At 68.3% G+C, this 24826-nt stretch carries 29 protein-coding genes; 23 read left to right on the plus strand and 6 right to left on the minus strand.

What is annotated here, in order from left to right:
- Positions 1 to 9 precede the first annotated feature (9 nt).
- The 8 genes from ACWGCN_RS25045 to ACWGCN_RS25080 all read left to right on the plus strand — a co-directional run bounded on the left by ACWGCN_RS25045 (position 10) and on the right by ACWGCN_RS25080 (position 6115).
- Positions 10 to 315 carry a DUF2469 domain-containing protein gene (locus tag ACWGCN_RS25045; protein ID WP_011210678.1) on the plus strand — a complete coding sequence of 102 codons (306 nt, stop codon included), beginning with the start codon at positions 10 to 12 and terminating at the stop codon, positions 313 to 315.
- A gap of 91 nt (positions 316 to 406) precedes the next feature.
- The gene (locus ACWGCN_RS25050) at positions 407 to 763 is read left to right on the plus strand and encodes a YraN family protein (RefSeq protein ID WP_452459767.1); all 357 of its coding nucleotides are present in this window, start codon (positions 407 to 409) and stop codon (positions 761 to 763) included.
- Entirely contained in the window at positions 763 to 2271 is a 1509-nt protein-coding gene (locus tag ACWGCN_RS25055) for a YifB family Mg chelatase-like AAA ATPase (RefSeq protein ID WP_452459766.1), read from the plus strand. The genes ACWGCN_RS25050 and ACWGCN_RS25055 overlap by 1 nt, the downstream gene beginning before the upstream one ends.
- Entirely contained in the window at positions 2268 to 3449 is a 1182-nt protein-coding gene (gene dprA, locus ACWGCN_RS25060) for a DNA-processing protein DprA (protein ID WP_452459765.1), read from the plus strand. Before ACWGCN_RS25055 ends, dprA begins: the two co-directional genes overlap by 4 nt.
- A 261-nt stretch (positions 3450 to 3710) precedes the next feature.
- Entirely contained in the window at positions 3711 to 4634 is a 924-nt protein-coding gene (locus tag ACWGCN_RS25065) for a tyrosine recombinase XerC (protein WP_378626382.1), read from the plus strand.
- A 416-nt stretch (positions 4635 to 5050) separates the two neighbouring features.
- The gene (locus ACWGCN_RS25070; RefSeq protein WP_378992200.1) at positions 5051 to 5416 is read left to right on the plus strand and encodes a YidH family protein; all 366 of its coding nucleotides are present in this window, start codon (positions 5051 to 5053) and stop codon (positions 5414 to 5416) included.
- On the plus strand, positions 5413 to 5712 hold the full coding sequence (locus ACWGCN_RS25075; protein ID WP_452459764.1) for a DUF202 domain-containing protein: 300 nt from the start codon (positions 5413 to 5415) through the stop codon (positions 5710 to 5712). The genes ACWGCN_RS25070 and ACWGCN_RS25075 overlap by 4 nt, the downstream gene beginning before the upstream one ends.
- A 61-nt stretch (positions 5713 to 5773) precedes the next feature.
- Positions 5774 to 6115 carry a hypothetical protein gene (locus ACWGCN_RS25080; RefSeq protein WP_452459763.1) on the plus strand — a complete coding sequence of 114 codons (342 nt, stop codon included), beginning with the start codon at positions 5774 to 5776 and terminating at the stop codon, positions 6113 to 6115.
- Positions 6116 to 6146: 31 nt separating this feature from the next.
- Here the strand turns inward: ACWGCN_RS25080 and ACWGCN_RS25085 are convergent, their stop codons facing one another.
- The 3 genes from ACWGCN_RS25085 to ACWGCN_RS25095 form a co-directional block, all read right to left on the minus strand.
- Positions 6147 to 6659, minus strand: coding sequence for a DUF1990 family protein (locus tag ACWGCN_RS25085; protein WP_452459762.1), 513 nt, complete (start codon positions 6657 to 6659; stop codon positions 6147 to 6149).
- A gap of 61 nt (positions 6660 to 6720) precedes the next feature.
- Entirely contained in the window at positions 6721 to 7233 is a 513-nt protein-coding gene (locus ACWGCN_RS25090) for a M23 family metallopeptidase (RefSeq protein WP_452529117.1), read from the minus strand.
- 313 nt (positions 7234 to 7546) lie between these two features.
- Positions 7547 to 7795 (minus strand): hypothetical protein, encoded by a 249-nt coding sequence (locus tag ACWGCN_RS25095; protein WP_452459609.1) that lies wholly within the window; start codon positions 7793 to 7795, stop codon positions 7547 to 7549.
- 914 nt (positions 7796 to 8709) lie between these two features.
- Between ACWGCN_RS25095 and rpsB the strand changes: the two genes are divergently transcribed.
- The 5 genes from rpsB to ACWGCN_RS25120 all read left to right on the plus strand — a co-directional run bounded on the left by rpsB (position 8710) and on the right by ACWGCN_RS25120 (position 13027).
- On the plus strand, positions 8710 to 9600 hold the full coding sequence (gene rpsB / locus ACWGCN_RS25100; protein ID WP_062989975.1) for a 30S ribosomal protein S2: 891 nt from the start codon (positions 8710 to 8712) through the stop codon (positions 9598 to 9600).
- A gap of 108 nt (positions 9601 to 9708) precedes the next feature.
- Entirely contained in the window at positions 9709 to 10533 is an 825-nt protein-coding gene (tsf, locus tag ACWGCN_RS25105; protein WP_378992207.1) for a translation elongation factor Ts, read from the plus strand.
- A 168-nt stretch (positions 10534 to 10701) separates the two neighbouring features.
- Complete coding sequence (pyrH, locus tag ACWGCN_RS25110) at positions 10702 to 11430, plus strand: UMP kinase (RefSeq protein WP_378607015.1); 729 nt, start codon at positions 10702 to 10704, stop codon at positions 11428 to 11430.
- 49 nt (positions 11431 to 11479) lie between these two features.
- Positions 11480 to 12037 (plus strand): ribosome recycling factor, encoded by a 558-nt coding sequence (frr, locus tag ACWGCN_RS25115; protein WP_101468579.1) that lies wholly within the window; start codon positions 11480 to 11482, stop codon positions 12035 to 12037.
- A gap of 111 nt (positions 12038 to 12148) precedes the next feature.
- A complete protein-coding gene (locus ACWGCN_RS25120; protein WP_378992400.1) occupies positions 12149 to 13027 on the plus strand; it encodes a phosphatidate cytidylyltransferase in 879 nt (292 codons plus the stop codon).
- 11 nt (positions 13028 to 13038) lie between these two features.
- Here ACWGCN_RS25120 and ACWGCN_RS25125 read toward each other — a convergent pair whose 3' ends face one another.
- Complete coding sequence (locus ACWGCN_RS25125; RefSeq protein ID WP_379317489.1) at positions 13039 to 13419, minus strand: LapA family protein; 381 nt, start codon at positions 13417 to 13419, stop codon at positions 13039 to 13041.
- 101 nt (positions 13420 to 13520) lie between these two features.
- Between ACWGCN_RS25125 and rlmN the strand changes: the two genes are divergently transcribed.
- Positions 13521 to 14630 carry a 23S rRNA (adenine(2503)-C(2))-methyltransferase RlmN gene (gene rlmN / locus ACWGCN_RS25130; protein ID WP_378626392.1) on the plus strand — a complete coding sequence of 370 codons (1110 nt, stop codon included), beginning with the start codon at positions 13521 to 13523 and terminating at the stop codon, positions 14628 to 14630.
- A gap of 42 nt (positions 14631 to 14672) precedes the next feature.
- Here rlmN and ACWGCN_RS25135 read toward each other — a convergent pair whose 3' ends face one another.
- The gene (locus ACWGCN_RS25135) at positions 14673 to 15476 is read right to left on the minus strand and encodes a transglutaminase-like domain-containing protein (RefSeq protein ID WP_387442183.1); all 804 of its coding nucleotides are present in this window, start codon (positions 15474 to 15476) and stop codon (positions 14673 to 14675) included.
- Between the two features lie 115 nt (positions 15477 to 15591).
- Here ACWGCN_RS25135 and ACWGCN_RS25140 point away from each other — a divergent pair, with 115 nt between their 5' ends.
- The 5 genes from ACWGCN_RS25140 to ACWGCN_RS25160 all read left to right on the plus strand — a co-directional run bounded on the left by ACWGCN_RS25140 (position 15592) and on the right by ACWGCN_RS25160 (position 19594).
- Positions 15592 to 16014 carry an uL11 family ribosomal protein gene (locus ACWGCN_RS25140; protein ID WP_379316009.1) on the plus strand — a complete coding sequence of 141 codons (423 nt, stop codon included), beginning with the start codon at positions 15592 to 15594 and terminating at the stop codon, positions 16012 to 16014.
- Between the two features lie 105 nt (positions 16015 to 16119).
- A complete protein-coding gene (locus ACWGCN_RS25145; RefSeq protein ID WP_378992212.1) occupies positions 16120 to 16368 on the plus strand; it encodes a protein kinase family protein in 249 nt (82 codons plus the stop codon).
- A 32-nt stretch (positions 16369 to 16400) separates the two neighbouring features.
- Positions 16401 to 17357: a hypothetical protein gene (locus tag ACWGCN_RS25150; protein WP_452459610.1), complete on the plus strand. Its 957-nt coding sequence runs from the start codon at positions 16401 to 16403 to the stop codon at positions 17355 to 17357.
- 94 nt (positions 17358 to 17451) lie between these two features.
- Positions 17452 to 18588: a serine/threonine-protein kinase gene (locus ACWGCN_RS25155; protein ID WP_387442189.1), complete on the plus strand. Its 1137-nt coding sequence runs from the start codon at positions 17452 to 17454 to the stop codon at positions 18586 to 18588.
- Between the two features lie 43 nt (positions 18589 to 18631).
- A complete protein-coding gene (locus ACWGCN_RS25160) occupies positions 18632 to 19594 on the plus strand; it encodes a LysR family transcriptional regulator (protein ID WP_452459611.1) in 963 nt (320 codons plus the stop codon).
- Between the two features lie 64 nt (positions 19595 to 19658).
- Here the strand turns inward: ACWGCN_RS25160 and ACWGCN_RS25165 are convergent, their stop codons facing one another.
- Positions 19659 to 19928, minus strand: a complete 270-nt coding sequence (locus tag ACWGCN_RS25165; protein WP_378992217.1) for a DUF2631 domain-containing protein — start codon at positions 19926 to 19928, stop codon at positions 19659 to 19661.
- Positions 19929 to 20023: 95 nt separating this feature from the next.
- On the opposite strand from ACWGCN_RS25165, the gene dxr reads away from it, so the two are divergent.
- The 4 genes from dxr to ACWGCN_RS25185 all read left to right on the plus strand — a co-directional run bounded on the left by dxr (position 20024) and on the right by ACWGCN_RS25185 (position 24770).
- The gene (dxr, locus tag ACWGCN_RS25170) at positions 20024 to 21217 is read left to right on the plus strand and encodes a 1-deoxy-D-xylulose-5-phosphate reductoisomerase (protein ID WP_378992218.1); all 1194 of its coding nucleotides are present in this window, start codon (positions 20024 to 20026) and stop codon (positions 21215 to 21217) included.
- A gap of 147 nt (positions 21218 to 21364) precedes the next feature.
- The gene (locus ACWGCN_RS25175; RefSeq protein WP_378992219.1) at positions 21365 to 22561 is read left to right on the plus strand and encodes a M50 family metallopeptidase; all 1197 of its coding nucleotides are present in this window, start codon (positions 21365 to 21367) and stop codon (positions 22559 to 22561) included.
- A 114-nt stretch (positions 22562 to 22675) separates the two neighbouring features.
- Positions 22676 to 23830 carry a flavodoxin-dependent (E)-4-hydroxy-3-methylbut-2-enyl-diphosphate synthase gene (gene ispG / locus ACWGCN_RS25180; RefSeq protein ID WP_378992220.1) on the plus strand — a complete coding sequence of 385 codons (1155 nt, stop codon included), beginning with the start codon at positions 22676 to 22678 and terminating at the stop codon, positions 23828 to 23830.
- A gap of 85 nt (positions 23831 to 23915) precedes the next feature.
- Positions 23916 to 24770 carry a GNAT family N-acetyltransferase gene (locus ACWGCN_RS25185; RefSeq protein WP_378992401.1) on the plus strand — a complete coding sequence of 285 codons (855 nt, stop codon included), beginning with the start codon at positions 23916 to 23918 and terminating at the stop codon, positions 24768 to 24770.
- The last annotated feature ends 56 nt before the right edge of the window (positions 24771 to 24826 follow it).

The raw sequence follows: 24826 nt of genomic DNA on the forward strand, positions 1-24826 counted from the left end.
TCCCACCCGATGAGTGCTGAGGACCTCGAGAAGTACGAAACCGAGATGGAACTGTCGTTGTACCGCGAGTACAAGGACATCGTCGGCCAGTTCTCGTACGTGGTGGAGACCGAACGGCGCTTCTACCTGGCCAATTCGGTCGAACTGCGTCCGCAGAACGCCGACGGCGAGGTGTATTTCGAAGTGCGGATGAGCGATGCGTGGGTGTGGGATATGTACCGCCCGGCACGCTTCGTCAAGCACGTTCGGGTGATCACGTTCAAGGACGTGAACATCGAGGAGCTGGAGAAGCCGGACCTGCGCCTGCCGGAGTAGTTGTCCACAGGGGCGCGGTTATCCACAGGATTTCTGTTTGCCCAGGTCGCGGGGGATAGTCACGTGAGCGTCTGTGGCCATGCTTTCGCTCATGGCACACAAACAGGCGCTCGGGGCGTACGGGGAGAAGCTGGCCGCGCAGTATCTGTGCGAGTCGGGGATGGAGATCGTCGGCCGCAATTGGCGGTGTCGATACGGTGAGCTGGACCTGATCGTCCAGGACCCGTCGATCACCGCGTTCGTCGAGGTGAAGACGCGGTCCGGGCTGGGGTTCGGAACTCCGGCCGAGTCGGTCACCTTCAGCAAGCAGCAGCGCATCCGCCGGCTGGCGCTGCTGTGGCTGGCCGAACAGGACGGGCCGTGGCGGCGCATCCGCTTCGACGTCGTGTCGGTGCTGATGCCGCGGGGGCGCGGGCCGGTCATCGAACATCTGACCGGCGCGTTCTGATGGCGCTCGGACGGGCGCTGTCGGTCGCGGTGACGGGGGTCGACGGGCAGCTGGTGGAGATCGAGGCCGACATCGGTCAGGGTCTGCCCTCGGTTAATCTGGTCGGTCTGCCCGATACCGCCCTGCAGGAATCGCGCAATCGGGTGCGTTCGGCAGTGGCCAACACGGGGGAGAAGTGGCCGGACGGCCGGGTGATCCTGGCCCTCTCGCCTGCGACGCTGCCGAAAGTGGGCAGTGTCTACGACCTCGCGCTGGCGGTTTCCGTGCTCGACGCCTCCGGGGTGGTGCCCGGCGAGCGGCTGGTGAAAACGGTGCTGCTGGGGGAATTGGCGCTCGACGGGCGGGTTCGGCGGGTGCGCGGGGTGCTGCCCGCGGTGATCGCGGCCCGGCGGGCGGGGCTGCCCACGGTGGTCGTGCCCGCCGAGGCGGTGGCCGAAGCGGGCCTGGTTGAGGGGATCGAGGTGCTCGGGGCGACGAGTCTGCGGGCAGTGGTGGCCTGGCTGCGCGGGGAGGGCCAGCTGCTCGAACCCGACGGCGTCGTGCCGGGGACACAGGTCCCGTGCGGTGACCTCAGCGATGTCGTCGGACAGGACGAGGCGCGCTGGGCGCTGGAGGTCGCTGCGGCAGGCGGACACCATCTGCTGCTCACCGGGCCGCCCGGGATCGGCAAAACGATGTTGGCACAACGTCTTCCGGGACTGCTGCCACCGCTGTCGGAAGCGGAATCGCTGGAGGTGACCGCGATCCATTCGATGGCGGGATCGCTGTCGGCCGAGCAGCCGTTGCTCACGTTGGCTCCCTTTGTCGCGCCGCATCATTCGACGTCGGTCACCGCCATGATCGGCGGTGGTTCCGGCATGGCCCGTCCCGGCGCGGTCAGCCGGGCCCATCGCGGGGTCCTGTTCCTCGACGAATGCGCCGAGATCGGCACCAAAGTCCTGGAGGCACTGCGGACTCCGCTCGAAGAGGGGGAAGTGCGTATCGCCCGGCGCGACGGCGTTGCCCGGTACCCGGCCCGCTTCCAGCTGGTCTTGGCGGCCAATCCCTGTCCGTGCGCTCCGGCACGCGATGTGGACTGCATCTGCGCGCCACTGGCACGACGCCGCTACCTGGGCAAACTATCGGGACCGTTGCTCGACCGCATCGATATCTGGGTCCAGATGCACGGGCAGGCCGGTGCGACGTTCGGCGACGAACAGGCCGAGAGCAGCAGCACGGTGGCCGAACGCGTGGCCCGGGCGCGAGCCCGCGCGGCGCAGCGGTGGAGCGAGGACGGGTGGGCGACCAATGCCGAAGTGCCGGGCCACATTCTGCGGAAGCGATTCACGTTGCCGCGGGAATCGATCGCGCCGATCGAGACGGCCTTACGGCTGGGGCGCATGTCGGCCCGTGGCGCCGACCGGGCCATCCGGGTCGCCTGGACGGTCTGCGACCTGCGCGAAGGGGAGCTGCCCACGGTGCAGGATGTGATGTCGTCGTTGAACTTCCGGCAGCGAGGTGCGCAATGAGCGAATCGCGTGCGGTCGGCGACGTGGTGGATCTCTACGGTGATCCGGACGAGCGCCGACTCGCCTGGGTGTACCTGTCGCGGGTGGTACAGGGGCCGTGTGCGCCACTGTCGGCCTTGATCGCCTCGGTCGGGGTGTGCGAGGCCGCGCGTGCTGTCCGTGAGCACGAGTTGCCCGCGGCACTGCGTGGTCCCACCGCGATGCGGCGTGAGATCGACTCGGCAGCAGCGGATCTGGAGGCAATTGCTCGTCTGGGCGGGCGGGTGATCACTCCCGACGACGAGGAATGGCCGGGCTGGCGGATGCTCGGACTCGACCAACTCGACAGCGAGCGCGATCGCGAGGCGGCGGTGCCGCTGGTGCTGTGGGCGCGGGGTCCCCTCTCGCTCCACACCGCGTCCGAACGTGCTGTCGCGGTGGTCGGTTCGCGGTGTAGCAGTGGATACGGGTTGCAGGTGGCGAGCGAGATCGCGTGCGACCTGGCAGGCCGGGGCTGGACGATCGTCTCCGGAGCGGCCTTCGGCATCGACGCGGCGGCGCACCGGGCGGCCCTCGCCGTCGGTGGAACCACCGTCGCGGTCCTCGCGTGCGGTGTCGACCGTCCCTATCCGGCGCAGCACGACCGCCTGCTCGCCGCCATCGCCGACAGTGGTCTGGTCGTCAGCGAATACCCGCCGGGCATCTCGGCGCAGAAACATCAGTTCCTGGCGAGGAACCGGCTGATCGCGACGCTCGGGGACGGGGTTCTGGTGGTCGAGGCAGGGCTGCGCAGCGGCGCTCGCAACACCGTGAAATGGGCCCGCAGACTGGGCAGGCCGGCCATGGCTGTGCCGGGGCCGGTCGGGTCGGCCTCCTCGGCAGGCTGTCATCGCATGATCAGAGACGGCGAGGCGCTGCTGGTAACCCGAGCCGAAGACATCATCGACGAAGCGGGTCCCCTCCGCCTCCCTTTCAGCGAAGGCGGCTCGACGGACCGCGCCGGCCACCTGCGCGGTGCTGAAGCTGAGATCTACGCGGCTCTACCCACCCTCGGCTCGCGTCTACCTCGCGAACTGTCTCAGCAGTCCGGCTTGGACCTGGCCACGGTTCGAGCGGTCCTGCCGAGCCTGGAGCTCGCCGAACTGGTCGGCTGCGATTCCGGTGGCTGGTTTCGGACATCCAGTCGACGGGCCAGCTGACACGGTGGGCGCCCAGCGGGGGTGAGGTGTGGACATCGACGTTTCAGGCGAGCGCAGGTCGCGTGACGTGTGGACATCGACGTTTCGGCGAGTGCAGGTCTGTCCCGGCTGCGCGGCAATGGTCGAGTGGGATCGCGACTGAGTGCTTCGCAGGCCGGGCGGCGACGGTGCAAAGACGAGCAGTACGGGGAAGCGGACCGTTCGGTCGGCTCGGCGGCGTGGTGGGTTGCGTGGGGGACCGGGAAGGGTCACGGTTGGGTCATGGATGTGTTGCCTGATGACCTGACCGCGTTGCTCACCGAGTTCGGGCGGCATCTGCGGTTGGGCCGGAATCGGTCGGCGCATACGGTGCGGGCGTATCTGGGGGATGTGCGGTCGTTGCTCGAGCATCTGTACGCGCGGTCGGCGGATTCGGCGGTGCGGGAGCTGGATCTGCCGTTGCTGCGGTCGTGGTTGGCCGAGCTGGCGGCGGCGGGGGTGGCCCGGACGACCCTGGCTCGGCGGGCATCGGCGGCAAGGACTTTCACCGCGTGGCTGACCGAGACCGGGCGGCTCGGTGTCGACCCGGGGCTGCGCCTGCAGGCTCCGAAAGCCCATCGCGTGTTGCCCGCGGTGCTCGGGCGTGGTCAGGCCGAACAGGCCATGGTCGCGGCGGAATCCGGGGCGGCGCAGCAGGATCCGATGGCGCTGCGGGATCGGCTGGTGGTGGAGTTGTTGTACGCCACCGGGATTCGTGTCAGCGAGCTGTGCGGTCTCGATCTCGACGACATCGACCGGGAGCGTCGTCTGGTGCGTGTGCTCGGCAAGGGCAACAAGGAGCGCTCGGTACCGTTCGGTGGTCCGGCCGACACCGCGCTCGAGGCCTGGCTCCGGGCGGGCCGGCCGTCGCTGGTCAACAGCAACTCGGGCCGCGCCTTGTTCCTCGGCCAGCGCGGTCGCCGCCTCGACCAGCGCCAAGCGCGTGCCGTCGTCCACGACGTCATCGCCGCGATCCCCGGCGCTCCCGACATGGGCCCGCACGGCCTCCGCCACAGCGCCGCCACCCACCTCCTCGAAGGCGGCGCCGACCTGCGCGTCGTCCAGGAACTCCTCGGTCACGCCAGCATGGCAACCACCCAGCTCTACACCCACGTCTCCGTAGAGCGCCTCAAACGAGTCCACGACCAGGCCCACCCCCGCGCCTGACCGTGTCGAGTCGGTCTTCGGTCCGGTCGACTTCGATGGCTGATCGTGTCGAGTGGGTTCTCGGCCAGGTCCCGTGCGCGGCCGACCTACTCGAGCGGTCAGCGGCCGGCCCACCCGGCGACCGGTCGCCTTGGAGCGGTTTACGCCCGATCCCACCCGTCGGCAGGTGACCTCGGTCTGGCCCGCAACGTGCCGATTCTCGTGTCCGGTCTGGGAAGTCGGCTCCCGGAACAGTGCCGCTCCGGGAGTGTCTCGGGGGCCGGGAACCCGCGCGCGTCCTTGTCACGGAGTGCGCACGATCGGCGCGGCGCCGGCACCGCACAGATCAGCGGCGACAACCTGATCGGCGCCGCGCTCGTGCGGATCATCCGTGGGTGGATGGGGGTAGCGCATGATGGGGGCAGGAGGTGGTGGTCGTGACGTTGCCCGAGGTCGGGGCCGAATCGGACGACGGCGAGGAGGAGGTCGACTATCGGTTCACCCTCGCCAACGAGCGGACGTTTCTGGCGTGGATCAGGACCGCGATCGGTCTGCTCGCCGGCGGCGTCGCGGTGCACACCCTCGTGCAGCCGACTCGGCTGGCCGGATTCGCCGGTGCCATCTCGATGATCTGCCTGATCATGGCGCTGGCCGTCGCGCTCGCTGCCTTCCGGCACTGGCGCCGGGTCGATCTCGCGATGCGGACCGGGCGACCGTTGCCAGGAACGGTCCTGGTTCCCGTGTTGTCGGCTGGTATCGCGATCGTCGCCGTGCTCGCCTGTGTGGCGGTCGTGCTGTCGTGACCGCACCGACCCTGGCGATGGAGCGCACCGCTTTGGCTTGGCGGCGCACCTCTCTCGGAGCAACCGGCTGCGCGCTGCTCTTCGTGCACGAGGCGACTGTCGACGGTTGGCCGGCATGGCCGGTCCCGCTCGCCGCCGCCACGGTCGCCCTGCTCGTGGCCGGAGTCGGCTGGTCGCGCGGCCGCGCACTCGATCGCGGACACTGCGGCACCGCGCACCGATTCGTCGCGACCACCACCCTCGCCGTTGCGACCGTCGCCCTCATCGCGGCAGTCACCGTAGTGCTCAACGGGTAGCGCGCGCTCGCCCTGCGATGTACTCGGCACCGGTGGCGTTGTCAGAAATACTGTGGTGGACGTGACTTCCCTGCGCGAGCGGCTGCGCGCCGCGTTGAAAACTGCGATGAAGGCCCGTGACCTCGGTGCGGTCACGGCGCTGCGTTCGGCGTTGGCGGCGATCGACAACGCGGAGGCGATCGATGCCGGTGACGTACGAGCCGGCGCCGTGGAGGAAAGCGCAGTCGGCCTCGGTGCGGCCGAGGCCGTTCGCCGCGACCTCACCGAGGTCGAGATCGAAGCGATCGTCCGTCGGGAGATCGACGAAAGACGTTGCGCGGCATCTGACTACGGCCGACTCGGCGCGATCGATCGCCGCGATCGGTTGAGCGCCGAAGCCGACGCGCCGGCCGCGCTGCGCTGACGGCCGTACCCGGGCGGGCCGGGCCGCGACGTCAGTCGTTGGTGGGCAAGGTGTTCAGGTAGCGGTGGGTGAACCAGCGCTGGATCAGCCGGGTGACGGGTCCGCCGAGACGGACGTACCAGGCACCCGGTTGGGAGAAGGCGGTGATCAGGCCGTAGACGGTGTCGTCGGTCGGGTCGTATTCGACGGCGAACAGTTCCTCGCCGACCTCGGGGTGTCCCGGCAGGGTGCCGTAGGCGAAACCTCGGCGGTCGGGTTCGTCGAGGACGTAGACGACACGGCAGGGCGCGCTGATGTTCAGTGGCCAGATGCGGAGGACGACGGTCAACTCGGTTCCGGGCTGTGCGGTTTCGGTATCGGCGCCGCGAAAGGTGCCGACGCCCTTCTGAATTCCGAAGTCGAGAATGTGGGCGGCCGCGCGCTCGAACAGATCGCGGCCGTGGCCGATCGGCCGCCGATTCCGGAACCGGTGGTACCCGTCGGGCATCGTGGCGCGGGTGGCGCCCACGTCGGGATAGGTGAAAGGCGCTGATTTCTCGGACACACCTCGATTCTCGTCCGCTCCGGGCTGTCATAGGTGCGGGGTGGCGGAGCGTTTCGTCACATCACGGATCCAGCGGTTTCAGCCGGACCGGCACCTCGTGCAGGAGTCCGAGCGGGTCGACGTACTCGCGCCGGTTGTGGGCACCGGACTCACGTCGGGCTCCCCAGTGCAGGCACGCGGTGACCGGACACCCCTCGTGTCCGGTCACCAGCGTGCCGATCGCCGTACCCCTGACCACCCGGCTTCCCACCGCGACCTTCGCCGTCACCGGTTCATACGTGGTGCGCAAGCCGCCCGGATGATCGATGGACACCACGGGTTTGCCCGCCACTTCCCCCGCGAACACCACGATGCCGTCCCCCGCCGCCAGCACCGCCTGCCCTGCGGTACCCGCCAGATCCACTCCCCGATGCCCCGGCAGCCAATTCCGCTCCGGCTTGTCGAACCGGCGCTCCACCGCCGGCCGCGGCCGCAACGGCCAACCGAACGGCCCCGCTTCCGCCGCACCGGCCGGTACCGCGCCACTGAGCACAATGGCCACCGGACAGACGACCCCGAGTACTCCCCGGAAAATCGACCGCACCCGAAGCGCCGCGCGTCGCAGCTGGTCGGGAATGCGAGGACGCCGGCCATGATCGGGTGCCGCCGACCACGCATAACAGCCGGGCCAGGGCTGGTCGACCCGGTACAGGCGGGTCGCTGATGTGATGGCGTCAGGTCGAGGTCGATGACGGGGTGCTCGGTTCGTCGACCACACCACGGCGTCAGACCGACCGGGCCGGTTGGCGCGAGTCGGCCACGCTGTGGAGCGGGGTCGGGACCAACCGGGCCGAAGAACGCGACCCGCCATCTTCAGCCCACCGTCGTGGGTCGCGAGCATCGAGGCCTCAGCGGTGCGGTCGTGGTGTCGGCACCCGCTGCTGCGCCGCCAGCGCCCGCAGCATCTCCCGCAGAACCGCGGGCAGCTGCGCCGCCGACCCGTTCCCGCCTCCGGCCAGCACCCTGATCCCTATCTCCGACCGGGCCCCGGCACTCGGATCCATACCCTGCGGTCGTGCCGGCGCGGATCCGAAATCGTGAATCGTCACCTGCACCGGGACAGGCGCGGGAACGAGTTCCGGTCGGGGCACGGTCACCGGAACCACATTCGATTCCCGGCCGCACGAGACGGCGCCGGACGGGTGCTCCGGCGGCTGGACAGGCGAACCACTCCTGCGCGCACCTTCCGTGACCGCCTTCGGCGGGAGTTCCACAGCTACCGCCGCTGCGAGGATGATCGAAACGGGAACAGCGGCCGCCGCTGGTCGGCCTGTCGAGGTGGGCGCGTTCTGTGGGTTGGGCGCGGGCGGCGCTGTCGGCACCGTGCCGGGCGCGGCCGCACGCTGCGATGGGCGAGTCGCCTGGCCGACCCGCTCGGGTGGGTGGGCCAGGACCACGGCCCCGCGTGCCCCGCCACCGGCGCATATCGGCGATGGGTCGCTGGGGTGTGGGACCGTTGGTGCGACGTCGGTAGCGGAAGGTCGAGCTGCGGGTGGAGCACCGCTCTCAGGGTGTGCCGCGGCCGGTGCGGCAGCGACCCCCGCCGCGAAGAGCAGCGGAAATGTAGTGATCAGGGTGCGTGTCACAGTGTTCATGCCCCAACTCTGGGCGCCGGACAACCCCACCGGGACAACGATTTCGGGAATGTGGACAACGTTCCCGCATGTGGATATCGCGTACTTCATCCGCGAAATGGGCGGTCGTTGCGCAGGGGCGATTTCGGACCTGGCCCTGCTCCGCGTAGACTGAACAAGCGGTTTGTGCTCAGCAGCCAATGCGTGTGCACAGCACGGACCGACTTCGCGCGCCACCCGTGCTCGTCCATCCGGTCGTCGCTCGCAATGCAGACGGTCCGCGAGGGCATGTCAGCGCGAGTTCTCCAGCGGATGAACAGGGAAATCGTCGGCTGGTCCCGGATTCTTCGAATCGGGTCCGGCGGTTTCGGTGGCGCCAGGGCAGTCGATCGCCGATCGACCGCGACAACCGGCAACGAAAGAGAGATACGAAGGCTATGCCTGTCGTAACTATGAAGCAGCTGCTCGACAGCGGCGCGCACTTCGGCCACCAGACTCGTCGGTGGAACCCGAAGATGAAGCGGTTCATCTTCACCGACCGCAACGGCATCTACATCATCGACCTGCAGCAGACGCTGACCTTCATCGACAAGGCCTACGAGTTCGTCAAGGAGACTGTCGCCCACGGTGGCACCGTCCTCTTCGTCGGTACCAAGAAGCAGGCCCAGGAGTCGATCGCTTCCGAGGCGCTGCGCGTCGGAATGCCCTACGTCAACCAGCGTTGGCTGGGTGGCATGCTCACCAACTTCTCCACCGTGCACAAGCGCCTGCAGCGCCTCAAAGAACTCGAGGCGATGGAGCAGACCGGTGGCTTCGAGGGTCGCACCAAGAAGGAAATCCTCATGCTCACGCGTGAGATGACCAAGCTGGACCGCACCCTCGGCGGTATCCGTGACATGGCCAAGGTTCCCTCGGCCATCTGGATCGTCGATACCAACAAGGAGCACATCGCCGTCGGCGAGGCGCGCAAGCTGAACATCCCGGTCATCGCGATCCTGGATACCAACTGCGACCCCGACCTGGTCGACTACCCGATCCCGGGTAACGACGACGCGATCCGTTCCGCCGCACTGCTCACCAAGGTCGTCGCCTCCGCGGTGGCCGAGGGCGTGCAGGCCCGCGCGGGCCAGGCTTCCGGCGACGCGAAGCCCGAAGCCGGCGCAGGCGAGCCGCTGGCCGAGTGGGAGCAGGAGCTCCTGTCCTCGGCGACCCCGGCTGCCGAAGCCGATGTCGCTGCCGCGACCGAGGCCCCGGCCGTCGAGACCCCGGCCGAGGCCGAGGCCGAGGTCAAGGCCGACCCGGCACAGCACACCCCGGCCGACTTCTGAGCTGACCGGTAGCACTACGTTCACCTTGCCGGCCCTTCTGAATTCAGAAGCGGTCGGCAAGGTGGTGTTAACACCCAAGCACCCCACACACGAGGAGGCTCGCCCCCGATGGCGAACTACACCGCTGCTGATGTGAAGCGGCTCCGGGAGCTCACCGGCTCCGGCATGATGGACTGCAAGAACGCGCTGGCCGACTCCGACGGCGATTTCGACAAGGCCGTCGAGGTGCTGCGCATCAAGGGCGCCAAGGACGTCGGCAAGCGCGCCGAGCGCGCGACCGCCGAAGGCCTGGTCATCGCCAAGGACGGCGTCATGGTCGAGATCAACTGCGAGACCGACTTCGTCGCCAAGAACGCCGAGTTCCAGCAGCTGGCCGACGCGATCGTGACCGCGGCCGCCGCGGCCAAGCCGGCCGATCTGGACGCACTCAAGGCGCTCAAGCTGACCGACGGCACCGTTGACGACGCCGTGCAGGCGCTGTCGGCCAAGATCGGCGAGAAGCTGGAACTGCGTCGCGTCGTGTCCTTCGACGGCCCGGTCGCCACCTACCTGCACAAGCGCGCTTCGGACCTGCCGCCCGCCGTCGGCGTGCTGGTGGAGTACGAAGGCACCGGCGACGCCGCTGCCGACGCCGCGCGTGCCGCAGGCATGCAGGTCGCCGCGCTCAAGGCCAAGTACCTGACTCGCGAGGAGGTGCCCGCCGATGTCGTCGACAACGAGCGTCGCATCGCCGAGGAGACCGCGCGCGAAGAGGGCAAGCCCGAAGCCGCGCTGGCGAAGATCACCGAAGGCCGCGTGAACGGCTTCTTCAAGGACGTCGTGCTGCTCGAGCAGTCCGCCGTCACCGACTCCAAGAAGACCGTCAAGGCGCTTCTGGAAGAGGCGGGCGTGAACGTGAAGCGTTTCGCTCGTTTCGAGGTCGGCCAGGCCTGATCCGCCTGAACTTCACGAACAGCCTCTTCGGCGCGGTGTGATGCCGCGCCGGAGGGGCTTTCCTCATGGATCGACCGACCCCACTTCCGGGTGACCGCAACCTGATAGGGCAGGATGGATGCCGCCTGCTCGCCCCGCTCTCGACCTCGCCGAAGGAGACCGACACCCATGACCGACCCGGGTAACGACCGCCCTGGATACAACCGGGTGCTGCTCAAGCTGGGTGGGGAGATGTTCGGTGGTGGCGGAGTGGGCCTCGATCCCGACGTCGTGCAGACCGTGGCCGAGCAGATCGCCGAGATCGTCGAGACCGGCGTGCAGGTGGCCGTGGTGATCGGCGGCGGCAACTTCTTCCGCGGCGCCGAACTGGAGGAGCGCGGCATGGAGCGGGCGCGCTCCGACTATATGGGCATGCTCGGCACCGTGATGAACAGCCTGGCCCTCCAGGATTTCCTTCAGCAGCAGGGTGTGGACACCCGCGTGCAGACCGCCATCACCATGGGCCAGGTCGCCGAGCCCTACCTGCCGCTGCGCGCCAAGCGCCACCTCGAGAAGGGCCGCGTTGTGATCTTCGGCGCGGGAATGGGCATGCCCTACTTCTCCACCGACACCACCGCCGCTCAGCGCGCGCTGGAAATCGGCGCCGACGTGGTGCTGATGGCGAAAGCGGTCGACGGTGTGTTCGACGCCGATCCGCGCGTCGACCCGAATGCGAGCATGTTCACCGAGATCACCCACAAGGAAGTGATCGAAAAGGGCCTGAAGGTGGCCGATGCCACCGCGTTCAGTCTCTGCATGGACAACCAGATGCCGATGCTGGTGTTCAATCTGTTGATCAAGGGCAATATTGCCCGCGCGGTCGCCGGTGAACCCATCGGCACCCTGGTTCGGTCGTGACCCCGCACCCGCGGACGATGACGATGACGACGCTGTGGAGGATTCGGTCGTGATTGATGAAGCGCTCTTCGATGCCGAAGAGAAGATGGACAAGGCCGTCACGGTGGCGAAGGACGACCTGGGCAGCATCCGTACCGGTCGCGCCAACCCGGGCATGTTCACCCGTGTGCTGATCGAGTACTACGGCTCGCTCACCCCGATCACCCAGGTCTCGAGCATCACCGTGCCCGAGCCGCGCATGGTCGTGATCAAGCCCTACGAGCAGAGCTCGCTCGGCCTGATCGAGAACGCCATCCGCAACTCCGACCTGGGCGTGAACCCGACCAACAACGGCGACATCCTGCGCATCTCGGTGCCGCAGCTCACCGAGGAACGCCGCCGCGAGATGGTCAAGATGGCCAAGAGCAAGGGCGAGGACGCCAAGGTCTCGATTCGCAACGTCCGCCGCAAGGCGATGGACGAACTCGGTCGCATCCAGAAGGATGGCGAAGCGGGTGAGGACGAGGTCGGGCGCGCCGAGAAGGAGCTCGACAAGACCACCGCCAAGTATGTGGCCCAGGTCGACGAGCTGGTCAAGCACAAGGAAGCCGAACTGCTCGAGGTCTGAGCGCCAGATCTCGCCAGTCCCGCTCGTGCGGGGGATGAACGGAACGACGAGTTGAGCGACGGGACAATCGTGGCCGAAGACGCCGCCGCCACCGGGGCGGCACCGGATCCCATGCCGGACAAGGTCGAGGAGACCGCGGCCGCGCCGCAGGACGAGCAGCCGCCCGCCCCGACCTCACGGGCCGGGCGCAATCTGCCGGCGGCACTGGCAGTCGGGCTGACGCTCGGGCTGTCGTTGATCGCGATCCTGTTGTTCGTCCCGAAGGTGTTCATCGCGGTCGCGGGCATCGGCGTCGGCGTGGCGACCTGGGAGGTCACCAAGCGGCTGCGCGAAGCCGATGTGCTGGTACCGCGGATTCCGCTGCTGGTGGGCGGTCAGGCGGTGTTCTGGCTGGGCTGGCCGTGGGGGGCAGGTGGGGTGCTCGGCGCGTTCGCCGCCACCGCGCTGGTGTGCATGGTGTGGCGTCTGTTCGACCACGGCCTCAGTACCGCGCCGAAGAACTTCCTGCGTGACACGGCGATCGCCGTGTTCACCCTCACCTGGATTCCGTTGCTGGCCGCGTTCTCGACGCTGCTGCTGCTCGAACCCGACGGCAATCTCCGGGTACTCACCTTCATGATCCTGGTGGTGTGCTCCGATGTCGGCGGCTACGTCGCCGGTGTGCTGTTCGGCAGGCATCCGATGGTGCCCGCGATCAGTCCGAAGAAGTCGTGGGAGGGGTTCTGCGGGTCGCTGGTGTTCAGCGTGATCGGCGGTCTGCTGACCGTCACGCTGCTGCTCGAGGCGAACTCGATGATCGGTGTGGTGCTCGGTGTCGGCCTGGTGGCCGTGGCGACCATCGGTGACCTGATCGAGTCGCAGATCAAGCGGGAACTCGGCATCAAGGACATGGGGACGCTGCTGCCGGGGCACGGCGGAATCATGGATCGCCTGGACTCGATGCTGCCCTCGGCGTTCGTCTCCTGGCTGGTACTCAGCGCGCTGATCTGATCGACTCAGCGTCAGGACGACCGCTTGGCGGCGTGCCGCAGTTGCAGAATGCGCACCCCGCCGACCAGACCCATCACCAGCGCGCCCGCGATCACCGACAGCAACACGGTGATACCGAGCGGCAGTTCGAAATCCCAGAACAGCAGATTGGTACGGACCTTGTCGAGGTTCTGGATGATGAAGGTCAGCAGCACGATGCCGAGCAGGGCGGCGGCCAGCAACGCGATCCAGGTGTAGCCGGTGCGGGACCCGTGCACGGCGTCGCGCGGGACGGGTACCGGCGCGGCCGCGGGTTTCGCCGGTTCGGCGGGCTTGCTGTGCTTGCCGGTGAGATCGGTCGCCGGCGGGTCGTGCTCGGCCGGTGACGCACCGGATTCCGCATGTGTACTCATGGTTCGATCATGGCCGACTGCTATGGCTCACGCACGCATCTTCTCGATAACGTCGCCCGGCGTGGCAGGTCCGACGTGGCGTTTGGGACAATGGTGAAACTATGGCCATCTCCCTGCCCCTCGTGTTCGATGCCCCGCGCCGCGGTATGCCGCCGCGCCACCTCGCCGATCTCGATTCGGACGAACGCAAGGCCGCGGTGCAGGAGCTGGGATTGCCGAAGTTCCGTGCCGACCAGTTGGCCCGTCAGTACTACGGTCGCCTGCAGTCCGATCCCGCCCTGATGACCGACCTGCCCGCCGATGTGCGCGCGAAGGTCGGCGAGACGCTGTTCCCGCCGCTGCTGTCGGTGGTGCGCAATATCGCCTGCGACGAGGGCGACACCCGCAAAACGCTGTGGAAGGCGCACGACGGGACGTTGCTGGAGAGCGTGCTCATGCGCTACCCCGACCGCAACACGCTGTGCATTTCCAGTCAGGCTGGGTGCGGAATGGCCTGTCCGTTCTGCGCGACCGGGCAGGCGGGGCTCACTCGCAACCTGTCGACGGCGGAGATCGTCGACCAGGTGCGTGCCGCCGCGGCGTCCCTGCGTGACGGCGAGGTGCACGGCGGCCCGGGACGGCTGTCCAACATCGTGTTCATGGGGATGGGCGAGCCGCTGGCCAACTACAAGCGGGTGGTGAACGCGGTTCGCCGGATCACTTCGCCCGCTCCCGACGGGCTCGGTATTTCGCAGCGGTCGGTGACGGTGTCGACCGTCGGCCTGGCGCCCGCGATCCGCAAGCTGGCCGACGAGAACATGTCGGTGCGGCTTGCGGTGTCGCTGCACACCCCCGACGACGAACTGCGCGACACTCTGGTGCCGGTGAACAATCGCTGGTCGATCGCCGAAGTGCTCGACGCCGCACGGTATTACGCCGACAAGTCCGGGCGTCGCGTGTCGATCGAGTACGCGTTGATCCGCGATATCAACGACCAGCCGTGGCGGGCGGATCTGCTGGGCAAGAAACTACACAAGGCGCTCGGTCCGCTCGTGCACGTGAACCTGATCCCGCTCAACCCGACACCGGGCAGCGAGTGGGATGCCAGCCCCAAGCCGGTCGAGAAGGAGTTCGTGCGTCGCGTGATCGCCCAGGGCGTGTCGTGCACCGTGCGCGACACCCGCGGCCAGGAGATCGCCGCCGCCTGCGGTCAGCTCGCCGCCGAGGGCTAGGGCCCTCGCCGCCGTGATGAGCTCGGGGAGACGTGTCCGAGCTCAGACGATGCTGCTCGGTGCGATGAAGTCGTCGTAGGGGAGTGGGCCCGCGACGAAGGCGTTGACCGACATGAAGTTCAAAGTGATGTCGCCGCCGTGGTTGTCCAGGAAGGCGATATCGGAGGCGTCGCGGCCGGTGGCGATGCGTACCAGGCTCGAGCGCGGCGCGAGGCCGGTCGGGTCGTAGGTGCGCCACTCGCCGTCGATGTAGGCCTCGCAGACGGCGTGGAAGTCCATCGGCACACAGCCCGGCGCGTAGACCGCGGCGACCCGGGCGGGGACGCCGACGGCGCGCAACAGCGCGACCATCAGATGCGAGAAGTCGCGGCAGACGCCGGTGCCGGAGAGCAGTGTCTCGACCGCGCCGTCGATGGGCGTGCTACTGCCCGAGACATAGGTGATCCGTCTGCCGATCCACGACGAGACGCGGTTGGCCACCTCGGGATCGGCGATGCCGTAACCGAATTCGGCTGCCGCGAAGCCGAGCAGCTTGTCCGACTCCGCGTAGCGGCTCGGCCGCCGGTACAGCGCGAGGTCGTAGTCGGACGGCGGCGCGAGGACGGCGGTGCCCAGGACGGTCGCCTGATAGTCGATCCGGAGGGTCCCCGCGCGCACGTCGAGCACGTGGATCCGGGAACCGTGCGGACCGACCACTTCGCGCGGCGTGAGGAACTCACCGTCGAGCGAGCATGTCATGGACTCGATGAGATCGAGTCCTGGCTGGCGGGCGACAGCGATCTGACACTGCAGCACCGAATCGGCATGGACCGCGACCTCCAGGCGAGCGGAAACGTCCCGTTTCACGCCCACAGACTGACAGGCGAATCGGGATCAGGCGAACCGAACCGCTGGAGCGGGTTGCGGCCCAGGCGTTACCGTCGTGGGACCGGATCGACGCGTGCATCCGAGATCGTTGACTATGGCGCGCGAAACAGCCTCTGTCACAGTCACTCTCGAGCTCGAAGCGGGCAACGCCTCGCTGATGATCCTCGGCAAGATGCTCGGTCCGACCGGCGTCGCGCCCTTCGAGGTCAAACGGCGCTACGACGCCGCCACCGCGGATCGGCGTGGCGAGATCATTCCGGCCGTCATCACGATCGACGCCCGCAAACGCTGGACGATGCGGCTCAAGACCCCACCGACCGCATCGTTGATCCGCAAGGCTCTCGGCCACCCCGGCTCCCCGCAGCCCGGGCACAAACCGGTGGGGGCGATCAGCCGGGATCAATTGCGCCGCATCGCGATCCGCAAACTCCCCGACCTGAACACTGACGATGTCGCAGCGGCGATGCGCATCGTCGCGGGCACAGCGCGGTCGATGGGTGTGCGGGTGGAGGACTGAGCCGGGGTGTAGTGCCCTGTCCTCGCGCCGATTAGGGTTGGTGCTGGTCGGCGGCGGGGATATTCGCTGAAGGCCGGGCACTGCTTCGGTGGACAACGGGGGACCATGCTTGCGACGGGGGACGTCTTCGCCGGGTACGCGATCGAACGGCAGCTGGGGCGCGGCGGGATGGGTTCGGTGTATCTTGCCCGGCATCCGCGCCTGCCTCGGCAGACCGCGTTGAAGCTGCTGAATCCGGAGCTGTTCGCCGACAACGAGATTCGTGCCAGGTTCGAGCGCGAGGCCGACCTCGCCGCGCAATTGGAGCACGCGCCGACCAGTACGCCCTGGCCTGCACCCTGTACTCGCTGCTGACCGGCGTCGCCCCGTTCGAGGCGCCGAACCCGGTGCAGGTGATCCAGGGACACCTCCAATCCCCACCCCCGTCGCTGCGCGCCCGTCGACCGGATCTGCCCGCAGCCATGGACGCGGTCCTCGCCCGCGCCCTCGCCAAACGCGCCACCGACCGATTCGACTCCTGCGCCGAATTCGCGGCTGCCGCACGCCGTGCGCTGAGTGGCACCGGTGCGCAACCCACCGTGTTCGCCGGTGCGCGCTCGGTGCCCCGACACCCCCAGCCGAATCCGTACGGTGACGGCGGGCACGCGCCGCGCTTCGCCGCGCCCCAGCCGAACCCGGGCTACGCACCGCCGCCGATGCCGCGAAGCTCCGGTTACCGCGCGCCGGTGCCGCGACGAAAGGGCGGCCGGGTAGTCGCAGCGGTGTTGCTGACCTTGACACTGATCATCGGCGGCGCCGTCACCTGGGTGTGGCAGGACGAGAGCACCTGGATTTCGGACATGCTGGAACGATCGCGTGCGCACAAAGATCTGGCCGCGATGTCGCAGGCATTTCCCCAGATGGTGCCGACCGGATTCGCGGACGGCCCCGGATTCGAGGGTCGTGAGTGCTCGGCGTACGCGAACACGAAGATCCGGAACGAACTCCTGTGGGAGTTGACGTTTCAGGAGGCAGACGCGAAATGGTCGTGCGGCAGTCTGGACAGTGCCGATACCGACTATTTCTTCTACGCCTTCGCGACCGCGGCAGACGCAGTCGAGGCAGTGAATCGGTTTCGTGGTGAGACCGGTGACAAGGGAAACACCTCGACCGGCTCGCGTACCGACCACCATCGTGAACAGGCCTACAACGGCGGATACAGTGGCTCCGCCGTGGTGTCCACCTTCAGCGATTCCGCGCGAGAACGATGGGTGCTGGTCTTCCAGCGCGGCTCGGCTTTCACCACAGTCGAGGCCGATATGCCTGTTCTCCTCGCCGACATCGCCCGCTTTCCACTGGGTTGAACCTGCCACACAGCGGTGTACTGCACCGATTCGCGGGTCCTGGCGTTTGGTAGGGTCCAGGCCGTCGGACGAAGAGCGAGATTCGGGGGTCAGAGTGGTTTCTGACGGGACGGTGTTCGCCGGCTACACGATCGACCGGCAGCTGGGTCAGGGCGGGATGGGATCGGTGTATCTGGCCAGGCACCCGCGTCTGCCCCGATGGACGGCGCTCAAGCTGCTGAATCGGGAGTTGTTCTCCGACAAGGAGATCCGGGCCAGGTTCGAGCGTGAAGCCGACCTGGTCGCGCAGCTCGACCACCCCAATATCGTCACCGTGTTCGACCGCGGCGTCGAGGGCGATCAGCTGTGGATCAGCATGCAGTACATCGACGGGATCGATGCCTCCTCGCTGGATCCGCATTCCCTGCCGCCGGACCGGGCGCTGCAGATCATCGGTGAGACCGCCGCCGCGCTCGACTACGCCCATCGCGCGGGGGTGCTGCACCGCGACGTCAAGCCCGCCAACATCCTGCTGGCGCGTTCCAGCAGCCAGGAGCGGGTGTATCTCACCGACTTCGGCATCGCACGGCTGCGCGACGATTCGGGTCATCTCACCGAGACCGGATCGTTCACCGCCACGCTGGCCTACGCCGCGCCAGAGCAGCTCACCGGCGCCGCGCTGGATCACCGCGCCGACCAGTACTCCCTCGCATGCACGCTCTACACACTGCTGACCGGCAGCGCGCCCTACGAATCGACCAGCCCGGCCGCGGTGATCACCGGTCATCTGCAAGCGCCGCCACCCCCGATCAGTCCGCGCCGCGCGGGCCTGCCGCCGGTGCTCGACGCCGTGATGGCGCGTGCGCTGGCCAAGCGACCCGCCGATCGGTTCACCTCGTGCGAGGAGTTCGTCGACGCCGCGCAGCGTGCGGTGCGCACCGGAACCACCGGTGCCCGCCCGATCGCCCGGCCGACCTCGGGGTCGCACGCGCAGCCGTTCGTCGGCATGCAGCCCATGCGCCCGGTGAGCTCGACGGGCACTCCCATCCCGCAGTACAACCCCGCTCCGATGCCCCCGCGGATGCCGCAGCCGCAGTACGCGCCCCCGCCGCAGTATCGGCAGCAACCGGTGCCGATCCCGAATCCGCCGCCGCAACGGGGCGGCTGGGGATCGGCACTGGGCGCCTACGCGGTCCTGTTGGTCGTCGTCATCGTGATCGCCGGCGTGATCGCGCTGCTGGCCAACCTCTGATCGGCTCGTCGACCCGATCGGCGGGTGCCATATTCTGGTCAGAATGAGCGACTTCGACGTCACCGCCGCCGACTCCATCGACCTCGACCGGTTGCGTCGTTTCGTCGCGGTCGCCGAGGAGTTGCACTTCGCCCGCGCCGCCAAGGCGCTGCGGATCCCCCGGCAGGCTCTCAGCGCCACCGTGATCGAGCTGGAAGAAGAGCTCGGCACCCGCGTCTTCGTGCCGGGCGCTTCGCCCACCCAGCTCACCGACGACGGCACCGCCCTGCTCGCGCGTGCCAGGGACCTGATCCGGGTGCGGGAGCAAGCCGAACGGGAGCAGAAGCCCGACGCGCCCGCGAGCCTGCGGGTGGGGTTCGTGCCGGGAGTGACGGTGTCGAAGTGGGCGCGGAGCTGGGGCGAGCGGCTACCTGACCACCCGCTCGAGGTGGTCGGCGTCGCGCAGGGCGAGCAGGAGTCGGTGCTGCGCGAGGGGCGCGTCGACCTGTGCTTCGTCCGGCTGCCCATCGACCGGACCGCGACCAACGCGATCGCGCTGTGGCAGGAGACGCCGGTCGCGGTCGTGCAGAAAGACGACGCGCTGTCACTGCTCGAGACGATCAACCCGGCGGATCTGGCCGACGAGACGATCCAGGACAGTGCCGATCTCGATCAGGCCGTCGACACTCTCGCCCTGGTCGCCGCCGTGGGCGGCGCGGCGATCATGCCGCAATCGATCGCGCGCCTGCATCACCGCCGCGACCTGGTCTACCGCCCGATCAGCGACACCGAGTTCACCGAGATCGCGCTGGCCTGGCCTGCCGGGACCGACAGCGATCTGCTCGAGGAGTTCGTCGGCATCGTGCGCGGCCGCTCGGCCAACAGCTCGCGCGGCGGGGTCGCGGAACCGGAGCAGCGCGCCACGGCGCCCGCGCGCAAACCCGCGGTGAAGAAGCCCGCGGCCAAGAAACCGGCGCCGAAGAAGCCGGTCGCGCGTGGCCGCAAACCGGCCCGGCGCGGCCGCTGACGCACGAAAACGCCTGCGGCGCATGGTGATTGCCGCAGGCGTGGACGTACGTGTCGTCGAAGAACTACTTCGGCATCCGCTGGGTGAGCGAATCGACGACCAGGATGATCGCCATCACGCCTGCCAGGCCGACGAGGAAGATGTCCTCGACATGACCCTTGTGGTTGCCGATGGTCATCCCGAGCAGGGCCACGATGACGACCCAACCCGCGATGCGGAAGGTCTTGCGCGACTCACCGCTCCAGCCCCATGCTGCCGAGGGCACCTCGGCGGGGTCGACGCTGGTGGCGACGGCACGCTCGGTGCTGGCTTTATCGAGGTCCGTGGCTGCCACGATCGCTCCTAAGGGCTCGAGTTCTGGTTGGGCGAGTGAGCATATCGTGGCATACGACCGTCCGTCGTAGCCAGCAGCCCTGCCACAATGGGCCCGTGTCCCACCCCGCAACGCGTGCCACGCACGACAGTTCCCCGTCCACCGATCGGGTGAAGGTGCTGCTTCTCGGCAGTACCGGTTCGATCGGTACCCAGGCGCTCGAGGTGATCGCCGCCAACCCCGACCGCTTCGAGGTGGTCGGGCTGGCCGCACGCGGCGGCAACCCCGCCCTGCTCGCCGAGCAGATGACCGCCACCGGCACCCGCAATGTCGCCGTCGCCGATCCCGCCGCCGCCCAGGCGCTCGGGCTGGAACTCGGCGGCCCCGACGCCGTGACCGAACTGGTCCGCCGCACCGACGCCGATGTCGTGCTCAATGCGCTGGTGGGTTCGCTGGGTCTGGAACCCACGCTGGCCACCCTGCACGCGGGCACCCGCCTGGCGCTGGCGAACAAGGAATCCTTGGTCGCGGGCGGCTCCCTGGTGACGCGGGCGGCCGCGCCCGGCCAGATCGTGCCCGTCGACTCCGAGCACTCGGCGCTGGCCCAGTGCCTGCGCGGCGGTCGCGCGCAGGAGGTCGACCGCCTCGTGCTCACCGCGTCGGGTGGACCGTTCCGCGGCTGGAGCACCGAGATGCTCGAATCGGTGAACCCCGCGGAGGCCAAGACCCACCCGACCTGGTCGATGGGCCCGATGAACACCCTGAACTCGGCCTCGCTGGTGAACAAGGGCCTGGAACTGATCGAGACCCACCTGCTGTTCGGTGTGCCCTACGACCGGATCGACGTCACCGTCCACCCCCAGTCGATCGTCCACTCGATGGTCACCTTCACCGACGGCTCCACCCTGGCCCAGGCCAGCCCCCCTGACATGAAACTCCCCATCGCCCTGGCGCTGGGCTGGCCCGACCGCATCCCCGGCGCGGCCGCCGCCTGCGATTTCGGTACCGCCTCCACCTGGACCTTCGAGCCGGTCGACGACGAGGTCTTCCCCGCCGTCCGCCTGGCCAGGCAGGCAGGCGAAGCGGGCGGCAGCGTCACCGCGGTCTACAACGCCGCCAACGAAGTCGCGGTCCAAGCTTTCCTCGACGGCAAGATCACCTTCCCCGCCATCGTGCGCACCGTCACCCGCGCGGTAGAGGCCGCCGACCGCTGGCACGCCGAACCCGATACCCTGGACGACGTCCTCGCGGCCGACCGCTGGGCACGGGAGTACGCCGCGAAGACCATCGACGGTGAAACAACGTCCTGACCTGACGACCACAACGAGACCACCACGTTTTCGGCCGCCCCGGATCCGAGGGGCGTGACGGAACGCCGCAGGCGCAGTATCGCCCCTCGGATTCGGGGTTACGAGGCCGAAAACACGCGGCGCCAGCCGCCAAAGAGAAGGGCCCACATGGTTTTCGCGCTGGGGTTCGCACTGTTCGCTCTCGGTATCACGATTTCGATCGCGCTGCACGAGTGCGGGCACATGTGGGCCGCGCAGGCCACCGGCATGAAGGTGCGCCGCTACTTCATCGGCTTCGGGCCGAAGGTGTTCTCGTTTCGTCGCGGGGAGACCGAGTACGGGCTCAAGGCGCTGCCGCTGGGCGGCTTCTGCGACATCGCGGGCATGACGGCGCTCGACGAGCTCGAACCGGAGGAGGTCGACCGGGCGATGTATCGCCAGTCGACCTGGAAGCGCCTGGTCGTGATGTTCGGCGGCATCGGCATGAACTTCCTGCTCGGGTTCGTCCTGCTGATGGTCCTCGCAGTCGGCTGGGGCCTGCCCCAGCTCGAGCAGCCGCCTGCCACCGCGCTGGGCACCATGAGCTGTGTCGCGCAGGAGACCCCGCAGAAGACCCTCGCCCCCTGCACCGGCGACGGACCCGCCCAGCGCGCCGGTTTGCAGCGTGGTGACGTGGTGAAGGCCGTGAACGGTGTCGAGGTGAGCACCTGGGCGCAGTTCCAGGCCGAAACCCAGAAGCAGACCGGCACGTTCACCTACACGATCGAACGCGACGGCACCACGCTGACGGTCCCGGTCACCCCGGAACGGGTCATGCGCTCGCCCAAGGAAGGCGCGAGTCGTGAAGTGAGCGCGGTCGGCGTCGGCCCCGACTACGCCGAGCCGAAGCAGTACGGCCCGATCGCGGCGATCCCCGCCACCATCTCGTTCACCGGTGATTTCTTCGTCGAGACGGTGAAGTCGCTCGCCAAGATGCCGCAGAAGGTGTCGGCGCTGTGGGAAGCGGTGACCGGTGGCGAGCGCGATCCGGAGACCCCGGTCAGCGTCTACGGTGCCAGCCGCATCGGTGGCGAGACCGCCGAGCGTGGCCTGTGGGGCATGTTCATTATGGTGCTGGCCAGCTTGAACTTCTTCCTGGGAGCATTCAACCTGCTGCCCCTGCTGCCGCTGGACGGCGGGCATATCGCGGTGGTGCTCTACGAGAAGATCCGGAACACGATCCGCGGCTGGCTCGGCAAGGCCCCTGCCGGTCCGGTCGACTATCTGAAGCTGCTCCCGGTGACCTATGTGGCGGTAGTGATCGGTGGTGCGTTCATGGTGCTGACCTTGGCCGCCGATATCGTCAACCCGATCCGTCTGCCCTGAGGTGAGACGACCGGTGTCGTGCCCCTCACAGGGCGCCCGGTTACCTTGCGCGACTAAGCTCGGCATCAACAACCCAGGTCGATCCGCGAAACGTACGAAAGAAGGCAGCCGAACGTGACCAGCACAATCGGATTGGGGATGCCCGCCGCCCCCGCTGCTGTTCTCGCACCCCGGCGCAAGACCCGCCAGCTGATGGTCGGCAATGTCGGCGTCGGTAGCGATTCGCCGATCTCGGTGCAGTCGATGACCACCACCAAGACCCACGACATCAACGCCACGCTGCAGCAGATCGCCGAGCTCACCGCCTCGGGCTGCGACATCGTGCGGGTGGCCTGTCCGCGCCAGGAAGACGCCGACGCGCTCGCCACGATCGCGAAGAAGTCGCAGATCCCGGTGATCGCCGACATCCACTTCCAGCCGCGCTACATCTTCGCCGCCATCGACGCGGGCTGCGCCGCGGTGCGCGTCAACCCGGGCAACATCAAGGAATTCGACGGCCGCGTCGGCGAGGTGGCCAAGGCCGCGGGCGCCGCGGGCATCCCGATCCGCATCGGCGTCAACGCCGGTTCGCTGGACAAGCGGATGCTGGAGAAGTACGGCAAGGCCACCCCCGAAGCGCTGGTCGAGTCGGCGCTGTGGGAGGCGAGCCTGTTCGAGGAGCACGGCTTCGGCGACATCAAGATCTCGGTCAAGCACAACGACCCGGTGATCATGGTCGAGGCCTACCGCCAGCTCGCCGCGCAGAGCGACTACCCGCTGCACCTCGGCGTCACCGAGGCGGGCCCGGCGTTCCAGGGCACGATCAAGTCCGCGGTGGCCTTCGGCGCGCTGCTCAGCGAGGGCATCGGCGACACGATCCGCGTGTCGCTCTCGGCCCCGCCCGCCGAGGAGATCAAGGTCGGCAGCCAGATCCTGCAGTCGCTGAACCTGCGCCCGCGCAAGCTCGAGATCGTGTCCTGCCCATCGTGCGGACGCGCTCAGGTGGACGTGTACACCCTGGCCGACGCGGTCGCCGCCGGTCTGGACGGCCTGGAGGTGCCGCTGCGCGTCGCGGTGATGGGCTGTGTCGTGAACGGGCCCGGCGAGGCACGCGAGGCCGACCTCGGTGTCGCCTCCGGTAACGGCAAGGGGCAGATCTTCGTCAAGGGTGAGGTCATCAAGACCGTGCCCGAGCATTTGATCGTGGAGACCCTGATCGAAGAGGCGATGCGCATCGCCGAACAGATGGACGCGGAGCCGGGCACTGAGCCCGTTGTCTCTGTGAGCTGAACCGGCTTCCGCACAGTCATCCGCCGGATTCGGCGGACCCGTACCGCTCGGCGTGCTTTCGTGGCAGGCTTGTGCCGTGCGGAGTCTGCTGGAGCCGACGCGACGGTCCAAAACCGCTCCCGCGCGCCCGGTGGCCGTGCGAGATGTCGGTGAGGTGCTGCGCGTCCTCGACGCCGACCCGGTGGCGTCGTGCATGATCGCGGCCCGGGTGCAGGAATTCGGGATCGACTCCCGGACCGGTGCCGGTGAGCTGTGGAGCCGCGGCGGACCGGCCGACTCCCTGTGTTTCTCCGGCGCCAATCTGGTGCCGCTGCGCGGTGACCAGCAGGCATTGCGCGCGTTCGCCGATCGGGCAGGCCGCTGGCCGCGGGTGTGTTCCTCGGTGGTCGGCAGGCAGGAACTCGCACTCCCGCTGTGGGAGATGCTGCTCCCGGCCTGGGGCCCGGCCAGGGAACTGCGCGCCGATCAGCCCCTGCTGGCACTGGCCAGGCCGGCCGCCGCGCGCGCCGACGGGGGAGTGCGCCGCGTGCGGCCCGACGAGATCGACCGCTATTTGACCGCCGCGATCGCGATGTTCATCGAAGAGGTCGGCATCGACCCGCGCACGGGTGACGGTGGGCGTGGCTATCGGAGGCGGATCAAGAATCTCATCGAATCCGGTAGGGCCTGGGCACGTTTCGAGGACGGTGAGGTCGTCTACAAGGCCGAGATCGGCGCGCTGTCGCGACGCACCGGCCAGATCCAAGGCGTGTGGGTGCATCCCGAATTCCGGGGTGCGGGTGTGGGGACCGCCGGGACCGCCTCGGTCGCCAATGCTGTTGTGGCAACGGGCCGTACGGCGAGCCTCTACGTCAACGACTACAACCGCGTCGCCCGCCGCGCCTACAGCCGGGTGGGATTCCGTCAGATCGCTACCTTCGCAACCGTCTTGCTGGACTGAAACTTTGGCGCGTGGCGCCGAGGTCGGAGGGCTTTTCGCCGCTACCATCGGTGCCG

It is taken from the genome of Nocardia sp. NPDC055050 (assembly GCF_053608345.1).